Origin of the sequence: Aliidiomarina sp. (assembly GCF_047920995.1) — a bacterium.
In the GTDB taxonomy this organism is placed as follows: Bacteria; Pseudomonadota; Gammaproteobacteria; order Enterobacterales; family Alteromonadaceae; genus Aliidiomarina.
In genome coordinates this window covers 22,227-32,859 of sequence record NZ_JBLRWZ010000030.1, presented here as the reverse complement: position 1 = coordinate 32,859, position 10,633 = coordinate 22,227, and the positions used below count along the sequence as shown (strand labels likewise).

Annotated in this window: 8 protein-coding genes; 4 read left to right on the top strand and 4 right to left on the bottom strand. The window is 48.2% G+C overall.

The features are described from left to right. Nucleotides 1-204: 204 nt before the first annotated feature. Entirely contained in the window at nucleotides 205-1,014 is an 810-nt protein-coding gene (gene mutM / locus ACNA7P_RS08815; RefSeq protein ID WP_416258257.1) for a bifunctional DNA-formamidopyrimidine glycosylase/DNA-(apurinic or apyrimidinic site) lyase, read from the top strand. Between the two features lie 40 nt (nucleotides 1,015-1,054). Here mutM and ACNA7P_RS08810 read toward each other — a convergent pair whose 3' ends face one another. Then, the gene (locus ACNA7P_RS08810) at nucleotides 1,055-1,939 is read right to left on the bottom strand and encodes an alpha/beta fold hydrolase (RefSeq protein ID WP_416258256.1); all 885 of its coding nucleotides are present in this window, start codon (nucleotides 1,937-1,939) and stop codon (nucleotides 1,055-1,057) included. Between the two features lie 116 nt (nucleotides 1,940-2,055). On the opposite strand from ACNA7P_RS08810, the gene ACNA7P_RS08805 reads away from it, so the two are divergent. Beyond that, nucleotides 2,056-2,757: a ComF family protein gene (locus ACNA7P_RS08805; RefSeq protein WP_416258255.1), complete on the top strand. Its 702-nt coding sequence runs from the start codon at nucleotides 2,056-2,058 to the stop codon at nucleotides 2,755-2,757. Between the two features lie 41 nt (nucleotides 2,758-2,798). Here the strand turns inward: ACNA7P_RS08805 and ACNA7P_RS08800 are convergent, their stop codons facing one another. The 3 genes from ACNA7P_RS08800 to ACNA7P_RS08790 all read right to left on the bottom strand — a co-directional run bounded on the left by ACNA7P_RS08800 (nucleotide 2,799) and on the right by ACNA7P_RS08790 (nucleotide 8,336). Further along, entirely contained in the window at nucleotides 2,799-3,722 is a 924-nt protein-coding gene (locus ACNA7P_RS08800) for a histone deacetylase family protein (RefSeq protein WP_416258254.1), read from the bottom strand. Between the two features lie 7 nt (nucleotides 3,723-3,729). Further along, nucleotides 3,730-5,622: a GNAT family N-acetyltransferase gene (locus ACNA7P_RS08795; protein ID WP_416258253.1), complete on the bottom strand. Its 1,893-nt coding sequence runs from the start codon at nucleotides 5,620-5,622 to the stop codon at nucleotides 3,730-3,732. Nucleotides 5,623-5,690: 68 nt separating this feature from the next. Further along, nucleotides 5,691-8,336, bottom strand: a complete 2,646-nt coding sequence (locus tag ACNA7P_RS08790) for a M14 family metallopeptidase (protein WP_416258252.1) — start codon at nucleotides 8,334-8,336, stop codon at nucleotides 5,691-5,693. A gap of 144 nt (nucleotides 8,337-8,480) precedes the next feature. On the opposite strand from ACNA7P_RS08790, the gene nfuA reads away from it, so the two are divergent. Together nfuA and ACNA7P_RS08780 are read left to right on the top strand one after the other, a co-directional pair. After that, complete coding sequence (gene nfuA / locus ACNA7P_RS08785) at nucleotides 8,481-9,059, top strand: Fe-S biogenesis protein NfuA (RefSeq protein WP_416258251.1); 579 nt, start codon at nucleotides 8,481-8,483, stop codon at nucleotides 9,057-9,059. Nucleotides 9,060-9,169: 110 nt separating this feature from the next. Next, a complete protein-coding gene (locus ACNA7P_RS08780) occupies nucleotides 9,170-10,579 on the top strand; it encodes a DUF4397 domain-containing protein (RefSeq protein ID WP_416258250.1) in 1,410 nt (469 codons plus the stop codon). Nucleotides 10,580-10,633: the final 54 nt, after the last annotated feature.

Genomic DNA, 10,633 nt, shown 5'->3' with positions numbered 1-10,633 from the left:
CTCATCATCGATAGCAGTAGTAAGCTCACCTTGAGTTTGGTGCAGTGAATCGAGCGTTAGGTTCATGTATGCTTTGTACTCATGTAATGCTATGTAAGCGTAATATGTCTAGAAACCGCGATTAGCAGCTTTGCTGCGCCAATATACGTTTGAAATGCGCTTATGGGTATCGAAAAAGTTCTCAATTATTCAATTGGATAGTGTATGCCTGAATTACCAGAAGTTGAAGTAAGCCGATTAGGGATTACCCCGCACGTGTTGCAACAAACAGTAACAGCGGTGCAAATATGGTTTCCTACCTTACGTTGGCCAATTCCCGAAGCGGTAAAATTGCTAGAGGGTGAAAAGATAATAGCCATTCGGCGGCGAGCCAAATACCTGCTGCTTGATTGTGTGCATGGTACTCTCATTATTCATTTGGGGATGTCGGGCAAGCTGCATGTGTTGCCAACTTCGCAACCGCGGCAAAAGCATGATCACTTTGAGCTGGAACTGGATAATGGCTATAGCATGCGGTTGAATGATGCGCGCCGGTTTGGCGCCGTGTTATGGCAGGCGCCGAATGAAACCCATGTGCTGCTCGAAGGCTTAGGCCCAGAACCGCTTACCGATGAATTTGATGGTGAGCGTTTATTCGCGTTGTCACGTGGCCGTAAAATGCCGGTGAAAAGCTTTATTATGGATAATGCCGTGGTGGTAGGGGTTGGCAATATTTACGCCAATGAGGCCTTGTTTGCTACTGGTATCGACCCGCGCAGGGCTGCCGGTAAGATAAGTAAAGCGCGGTTTGCGCAACTTAGTGCGGCAATTAAAGAAATTCTTGCGCTGGCGATTACACAAGGCGGCACCACCTTGAAGGATTTTATGAAAGCCGATGGTAAGCCAGGCTACTTTAAACAAGAGCTAGCGGTGTATGGGCGCAATGGTCAAGCCTGTACAGCCTGTGCTACGCCGATTAAAGCGGTGAAAATTGGCCAACGTAATTCGTTTTATTGCCCCCAGTGCCAGCGCTGAATTGCATAGTTCCACACTGGCGTGTACGCCGCTCTCGCGGCTAAGCGTCTGGCATTAGAAACTGCTGTAGGCGTTGTACAAATAACTCTGGTTCGGTGAAAAACGGGGCATGGGCGCTGGCGTCAAACTGGCAGCTGCTGTGCTGCTCAGAAGCATGCAACTCAGAACTGTGCCCTATGCTGCTTGGTAAGTACCTCGCCACCGCGGCGCTGGCCGCAATCGGTACCAAGCTATCGCGGCGGCCATACATGTGCAATGAAGGCACATTCAATGCACCCAGCGCACTGCGTAAATCTACTTCAGCTAACCAACGCAAACCTGCAACTAACGCTTCTGGCTGCGGCTCGGGCCGTTCAGCGAGCAGTGCCCGCATCGCTTTTATTTCTTCCCGGGCTGCGGGGCTGCCTAATGCTTGCACCGCCAAGAAGCGCTCCAAGGTTTTACGGAAATCGGTGGTGAGCTGATAGCGGAAGGTTTCTAGGGTTTCTTTCTTAATCCCAGGCCATTCACCATTCGGCATCGCACTCATATTGCCGGTGCTGGGGGTTGGCCAATCTGGGCGTGCAACAAAGCATGGTGAACTTGCCACACATACTAAACGCTTTACATAGGTGGAGTAATCGAGGGCAATTTGCGTGGCTATCAACCCACCCATACTCCAGCCAACTAAATGAAAAGGCTCGCCAATGCTGGCAATAAGCTGCTCTGCTGCACGTGCACAGGTATGCTGAAAATCTTCATTGCCCTGTTGCCAATTTGATTCACCAAAGCCCGGTAAATCAATGGTGTACACGCGAAAGTGTTGCGCCAGTTGTGCGCGAATAGGAAACCAAATCGCTTGGTTTAGCCCCCAGCCATGCAGCAAAACCAATGGGGCGCCTGAGCCTTGTACGTTAACGCTTAACTTATCTGCATGTTGAACCATTCACGCTACCTTTACTGTGTTTAATCGCTAATGCTGCCAACCATTATTAACGCGCGGGTATGAGCGCACAAAGGCAATGGTTGGCCGGTTGCATTGGCTTACTAGGAAAGAAAGCTATGGTAAAGCTTTGGCGCGTACTCTGCAAAAAATTACCAACGGTGGGAGTGTGTTGGTTGTGTGAATTACCGGCGGAGCTATCATTCGGTATTTGCGAACATTGTTTTGCCGATCTACCGCGCTTACCGCCTAGGTGTTGTGGTGATCTGCAAGCGCAGCTTCAGCAAGAGCACAAAGCTGCCAGCCCCTGCCGATTATGGTGCGCCGCACTCTCGTATGAAGCTCCAGTAACGCGCTGGTTACAGCAGTATAAATATAGCCACCAGCCAGCCTTGGTAAATAGCTTTGCGCCCCTCCTGGCCGCCCAAGTGGTAAGTTTGTATCGGCAGGAAAAGATCTTTTTGCCCGATGCGCTAGTGGTTGTGCCTTTGGGTACGCGGCGTTGGTTTAAACGCGGTTACAATCAGGCCGCTTTATTGGCCGAAGAAGTAGGGCGATTGTTGGGGATTCCGGTAATCTATCCTCTGCGCAGAGGGGCTACTAAGGCGAGCCATGCACTGGGTAAGGCGGAACGGCAAGCGAACCTTGCTGGCGCTTTTCGTTGCTTGCAGCGGCCAGCATACAGCCGCTTGGCAATTGTAGATGATGTGATTACCAGCGGTGCCACCGTGAACGCTATTGCCATGGCATTACAACAACAGCGGCCATGCTTGGTTGATGCATGGGCCGTTGCTTACACACCGAAAAAAGAGCCTGTTTAGCTGCGGGCCAAGTATGTGCATGTACGCCAATGTAATGAGCGCTACAAAATGCCTTTCAAAAAGGCCACCACACTGCGGCCTAATGAGCTGAAATCATAACCACCCTCAAGCATTGCCAGCATGCGGCCTTGGCAGTGCATATCAGCTAGCTTTTTTAGTTCTTTACCAATCCAAAAATAATCATCTTCACGCAAATTAAACTGCGCCATGTCGTCTTCTAAATGGCCATCAAAACCAGCAGAAACGAGAATAAGATCGGGGGCGAATGCATCGATAGCAGGGAACCAGCGCTCCCGCACAGCCGCTTGCCATTCAAAACCCTCGCAGCCTGCCGGCATCGGAATATTGATTACGTGTGGGCTAATGGTATCGGTGCCGGTATTCGGGTACAGCGGGTGCTGAAACGATGAACAGAACAGCACCCGATCATCCTGTAAAAAAATATCCTCGGTGCCATTACCGTGGTGAACATCAAAATCAATGATCGCAATGCGTTGAATATCATATTCATGCAACGCATACAGGGCAGCTACTGCAATATTGTTGAACACGCAAAAGCCCATCGCTGCGCTGCGTGTTGCATGATGGCCGGGTGGCCGTACTGCACAAAATGCCCGTTGATTAGCACTTTGCATAATTTCGTCAATACCATTAATACCGCTGCCTGCCGCATACAGTGCCGCTTCTAAGGTACCGGCGGTCATTACTGTATCTGGGTCTAGCCATACGTGGTTTTCCGGATCCGAAGGGGCTTTGGCATATACATCATTTACATAGGCTACATCATGGGCGCGATACAAATCGTTTTTGTTTGCCTGGGTAGCATCTTTTTGCGTGATCACATACTCAAGGCCTGAGCGAATGAGCTGATCATTTACTGCACCGAGCCGTTCAGGGCATTCGGGGTGAACTTCGGTAACCCGGTGTAACGCACAGGCGGCATGGCTAAAAATAGTTATCGACATTGGCTTCTCACGCTTCAGGGGTTAATAATAACTCTAAGTATACTTCGCCGGGCTCGTCGGCGGGTAAGCGGCGAAAGCCAGCCTTCTCAAATACCGCGAGCATCTTCTGGTTTTCGGCACGCACATACGCAAGCATGCGCTGAACACCACGTAACGTAGCAATACGTTTCATTTCGGTTAACAAGATCTTTGCCATACCTTTGCCTTGATTGGTTTCCCGGGTAACAAACGCCACTTCGCAATTACTGCCATCATGGCTAAGGTAATAGCGGCCCACCGCTTGAATTTGAGAAACCGAACCATGCTGGCGCACGATGCAAAGCGCTATATCTCGCGATTGATCTACGCTCACTAAGTTGCAGGATTTCTCTCGGCTCATTTGCGTAGGCACCGTGTTATAGCGCATTTGCAGGGTTTCTTTGGTATGCGAATAGAAAAACTCTTGCAGGCGTCGCTCATCACTTGGGTTTAATGGGCGCAAATCATAAGCTTCGCCATTAATATCTAGCCGTTGAAAGCCAATTTCCCCAAGCTCGGGAACTTCCACCGGCGTTTGTTGCTGATAGTGGGGCACGTAATAGTGCTTGCGAACTTCTTGTAGCAGCGTTTCACGGAACTTCGGATGCGCCACTCGAATTAATTCTAAGGCGCGCTCGCGAATGCTTTTTCCACGTAATGAAGCCACACCAAACTCGGTAACAACATAATACACGTGGGCGCGCGAGGTAACCACGCCGCCCCCTTCGGTAATGTGCGGTACAATTCGGGAAACGGTACCGTTTTTCGCGGTAGAGGGGAGCGCGATTACCGGTTTACCGCCGGCACTCATAGAAGCTCCGCGGCTGAAATCTACTTGGCCACCAATGCCCGAGTAAAAATGATAGCCAATGGAATCAGATACTACTTGCCCGGTTAAATCCACTTCAATCGCGCTATTAATGGAAACCATATTATCGTTACGGGCAATATTGGCAGGCGAATTTACATATTCACTAGGGTAAAAGCCAAGGTGTGGATTGTGATTCACAAAATCATATAAACGCTGGGTGCCAATAGCGAAACTGGTTACTACTTTGTGCTGATGAAAGGTTTTTTTGCGGTTATTAATTACCCCTTGCAGCATTAAATCCATAATGCCATCGGTAATGAGCTCGCTGTGTACCCCTAAATCTTTGTGATTACCTAAGTAGCGCAACGTGGCTTCGCACACTTTGCCAAAACCAATTTGAATCGTAGCGCCATCATCAATTAATCGAGAAACATATTGGCCTACGCGCTCAGCAACCGGATCAAGCTGCGGAGGGTGGATTTCTAGCAGTGCCTCGTTAGCATAAAAAAGCGCATCAATTTGGCCTTTATGAATAAAGGCTTGGCCAAAGGTTACTGGCATCTGCGGATTTACTTGCGCAATTACCAGCTTGGCACTGCGCAGCGCTGCGGAAACAATATCTACAGAAACGCCTAATGAATGATAACCATGCTCGTCTGCGGGGCTCACCATAATCAGTGCAGCATCGAGAGGTAAAATTTCATCGGTAAATAGCGAGGGAATATCCGACATAAAGGCGGGTGTATAATCGGCGCGCCCTTCGGCCACAGCTTTTCGCACTTGTTCGCCACCTATAAATAACGTATTCACTTTAAAGTTTTGCAGATACTTGGGCTCAACCCATTGGTTATCACCAAATGCGCCTACTTGCACAATCTCCACATCATGAAGATAGCTGCAATTAGCTAACAAATCGTTAATAAGTGCGTGGGGTACGGCTGCGTGGGTACCAATAAAAATACGGTTGCCGGATTTTACTAATTGTGGCCATTGTGCAGGTTTGCCTTGGTAGCGCAGTTGGCCAGCAATGGCGCGATTAGGCTTAAGGTGGGGATGTTGTGGTTCCTGCATTGCTAGCTCCTCAGCATCATTACGCCTAGCTTGATTGCTAGGCGTAATGCTGGAATGCGCAACGCAAATTAGTGCGAGTGCGCGTTTTCGTCTTCTTCCTCTTCTGCTTCATCACCGGCGGTGCCAAGTGCGTACTGCGAGAAGAAAATCGCATTTGCCATTAAGCGAGTGGTGCCCCAGAAGTAACCCCGGAAGTTCACATTATCTGCAAACCCAATCACCCGGCCGCTACCCATACGATGGGCCAACACAGTAGTGCGCTCACTTAACACTTCGCGATTACCCTCTGAAGTATAGCCTGCTAATACTGGTTGCTCAGTATAAGTAGCTACATCCACAAACGGGCTGCTACTGTTTTCAAAAGCGATGGTGCTATTTTTGAAAATTGGCAAGGTATCACGGGTGTAACCAACAGCAAGTGGGTGGCTAAGATCTAATGTACTATTAAATATCGCGCCGGCAATACGCTGTTGACCAAAATATTGATCCCGATCACCATAACGTAAACCTTCGGTTGGGAATTTCGCTCTGAACTCGTCTGCTGGCACTACCGTGGTACTGAGTAAGTTATTCTCACTCATCCAGCGGGCGCCGCCTTTCTGCCCAATCAAGGTACCGCCACTGCGAACCCATTGTTGCAAGCTGGCTTTGAAGCGGTCGCTAAGAGTACGGTAGTGGCCATCTACTAGCACAATGTGCGTGTAGCGGCTGATATCGGCACGATCTAAGCGTTGTGTTTCAATCATGGTAACCGGAATGTTTAAATGACGGTCGAAGTAGTACCACGCTTCGCCTGATTCTTGCAGGTTCACGCCATCGCCAATCACAATCATTACTTTCGGTTCAGTGGCTGGATTAATACTCCGGCTACCAATATCCATACCCGTACTAGGGGTCATGCCGCTGGCAATGGTGTGCACCCGTACTTCGTTTTCATCGGCCAATTTGGTAAGAGTGGCTTGCACATCTTCCCACGCATGATCCTGGTAAGCCCGCGTTACAATTACCGCACCGTTAGCCAGCTTCTGCTCGCCATTTGGTGAAGTAACACTCATTTCATCGGCTGCTAATCGCGCATGAATCCCTTCTTGCAATAATCGGTTCAATAAGCGCGGCGCGAAATGGGCTTCCCAACCAAATATATAACCAACATCGGTTTGTGCTAGTTGATTTGCTTCGAACTCTGCTGGCGCTTGCCATGCTTCGCTAGCAACACGGAAGCGGCGATTTTGGCGAACTTCCGCAAACTCTACATTGAACGCCATAGGTAATGTCCAGGCTGATACATCGTAGAAAGTGTTGTCTGGGAAATCTTGACGAGTGGTAAACGCACCTTTTAATAGCCGGTAGTTACGCTGGCGAATTGGTACGTAATAGGCCTCACCCGGGCGATAAGTTACGTTGTTTACGGTAAAGCTTTCCGTAACCGGGTAAGCATCAATTGAGTGAGCGCGTAAAATACGCAGTAACTCATGCATGCGGCCTTGGTCTGCTTCGCGCAACATGTAGCCATCAAAGTTTTCTCGGCCTGCGAGTTCCATGTTCTCTTTGAAGAATCGTTGCTGGAAATCTAATAACCATTCACGCTCTGCTACCGAACCTTCGATAGTAGAAAGTGAAGTAATAAATTGGTTTTTAATAGTGAATGGAAAGGATACATCACCATTAATTGATTCTTGCAAATGACCGCGTGAAGAGGCTTGTTCGAATAGAATTGCAATAGTACCTTGTGCATCAGGGTAGCTTGAACCTTTACCGTAGTAGAAATCATCGAATGATTCTTCGGTGTAGTAAATGCTATGTACTTTATCGAGCGCGCGGCCATGGAACTCTGCTAACCGTTCGGTTAAGCGTACGTTTTCATCTGGCGTAAGTGGGTTTTTCCGTGAAGGAATACCAGGCTGGAAAAAGTAAGTGGCATCGGTACCCATTTCATGATGATCAGTAAGTACGTTTGGCATCCAGCGTTGGTAAGCAGAAATACGTGCTTGTGATTCCGGGTGCTGGAGCAGTAACCAATCACGGTTCAAATCAAACCAGTAATGATTTTGCCGACCCCGCAGCCAATCTTGCTGATGCTCGCGATGTTGGCGATCAGAACCTGGGGTCATGCTTTGGTATTGATTTACCCAAGTAGCAAAGCGCGCTAAGCCATCTGGGTTATACATTGGATCAAGTAAGATCACGGTATTATCAAGCCAGGCATCAATTTCTGGGCCTTGTGCTGCGGCTAAATAATAGGCCGTAAGTAGTGCAGCGTTTGAACCTGATGGCTCATCACCGTGCACACTGTAGCCCATATAAATAACTAATGGAGCTTCTTTGGCGTTTACGTTCTGGCTTGGATCGGTAACTGCCATATGTTGTTGGCGCATTTCTTCGAGGCGGTTTTGGTTTTCTGGCGCACTAATTTTTAGCATCATCATTGGCCGATACTCATGCGAGCGGCCAGTGATTTCGAGAGTAATCCGGTTAGAGCGTTGGGCGAGCACTTCCATATAGCGAGCAATTTGCTCTGGGCGAGCATGCCACTCACCTACTTCGAAGCCAAGGATCTCAGCGGGTTTTGGAATACTTTCATCGTAGCTAACATTGCTAGGCAGGTAATAATCTAAATCAGCGGCGATCGCGGTACTGATTCCCCCTGCGGTAAACGCTACTGCGGCAACTAGCGCTACAGAAGCCTTCTTCATTAGTGTGGGTAGTTTTATCATTGTTGTGCTCCTAAATTTCCGATTTTATCAAGCTAGCAAATCTTTGTTGATCAGCCAATAGAGTTACTATGCAATGCAGCTCTGATGCGATAGAATAAACCCTACTGAAATACTCAGGTATGTAAAATTTAGAAGGTGGTAGGCATGATTACAATTTCAGAATCTGCACAAACTCATTTCCGTGAGTTGCTAAGTCGACAAGAGGAAGGCACAAACATTCGCGTGTTTGTAGTAAATCCTGGCCGGCCGAATGCAGAGTGCGGAGTATCTTATGCTCCCCAAGATTCTGTTGAAGACACAGATATCCGCCTTAATTTCGCGGGCTTTGATGCCGTGGTAGATGCTGAAAGTGCGCCATTCTTAGAAGCAGCGGAAATCGATTTTGTTGAGCAGGAACTGGGTTCCCAGCTCACCTTAAAAGCTCCGAATGCAAAAGCACAAGCGGTAGCCGATGATGCCCCGTTAATTGAACGGGTAGATTATGTAATTCAATCAAAGGTTAACCCGCAACTCGCTAGCCATGGTGGGCAAGTGATGATTTCTGAAATTACTGATGATGGCATTGCAATTCTGCAGTTTGGTGGCGGTTGTAACGGTTGTTCAATGGTAGATGTAACCTTGAAGGAAGGCATTGAAAAACAGTTGCTTGAGCTGTTCCCGGGCGAGCTAAATGGCGTGCGTGATATTACCGAACATAGCCGTGGTGAACACTCATACTATTAAACAAGATTTAGAAAAATGTGATCCTGTTCAAATAATCCTCACGTAAGTGATTGTTGCTGACAATCAAAACGAGTAATCGTTGCTTAGTTTAACTAAACGAGGAAATCACTATGAACAGGATCACCAAAACATTAAGTGTTTCTGCTTTGGCACTAGCCTTATCCGGCTGTTTTAGTAGTTCAAGCTCCCCAGAAATCCTTACTCCAAATCCGCCAACTCCGCCGCCACCACCACTAGGTGAATTCGAGCTGCGTGTGCATCATGCTGCTGCAGATGCGCCAATGGTGAACATTACAGTGAATGGCGATAACTTTCTTGAAGATGTAGATTACCAAGTATCATCTGGCATCGCTACTGTTGAAGAAGGCGAATATGCAGTGGGCGTTGATGCAATTCTTGCCGACGGTTCTACAGCAACAGTAATTGGTCCGCTCGATATCGAGTTTGATGCCGACACACGTTATGACGTGTTTGCGCTAGGTTCAGTGGCAGGTGAAACACTTGAGCCATTTATTATTACCAATGACATTTCTGCGGTAGGCGACGGTAACGTGCGTTTACAAGTGTTACATGGAGTTCCAGTTGATTTAACTGTTGATGTATTTGTAACCGAGCTTGATGCAGATTTAAGCGCTGCTCAACCAACAGCTACACTAGCGTACCAGGATTACACGCCGCAGGTGGAAGTGCCAGCGGGTGATTATCAAGTGCGTATCACCGTAGCAGGTAACCCTGAAGCAGTGGTATTTAATTCAGGTGAGCTCTCATTACCTGCGGGTGCTGATTTATTTGTAACGGCTACCCCAAGTGTTGGCGCAAACAATGCAGATCGTCCGATTGCTTTGCTAATTGCTGATGGTGAAGGCTCGTTTGTAGTGCACTCGGTAGATGCCGGTGCCGATGTGCGCGTAGTACATGCGGTAGCTGATGCGCCTAATGTAGATGTATTAGTGAACGATGGTATTGCGCTAACAGATGTGCCGTTTTTAGCGTTCTCTGGTTACATTAATTTAGCCGCTGATGAATACAACTTTAAAGTTAATGCCACAGGTACCGATACTACAGTTATCGATGCAGACGTGGCGTTAGAAAACGCAGCGCAATATAGTGTGTTGGCAGTAGGTGAACTAACTGAAGGCAGCATTGCTCCGGCAGTGTTACAAGATTTTAACCGCCGTATCGCTACTGCAGCACAAGTACGTATTGTACATGCGTCGCCAGCAGCTGGCCCGGTAGATATTTATGTAACAGCTACTGATGATATCAGCGAAGCCACGCCAGCGTTTGCGGGTGTAGATTTCGATGCAAGTGATATTCAAGCAACGGGTAATGTAGCGTTATTACCTGGCGAATATTATGTAACTGTTACGTTAGCAGATACAAAAGATGCAGCAATCGGCCCAATCTTGCTTGATTTAGCAGGTGGTGGTTTATATACCGCTATTGCTGTAGATGCTACTGGCGGTGGTTTATTACCGCAACTCATCTTGATGGATGATTTTGTAGCAGAAGAAATGTAATTCCCCTGGGCAAAGTAGTATTGCCTTCGCCGCCCTCACGTACTGTGAGGGCGG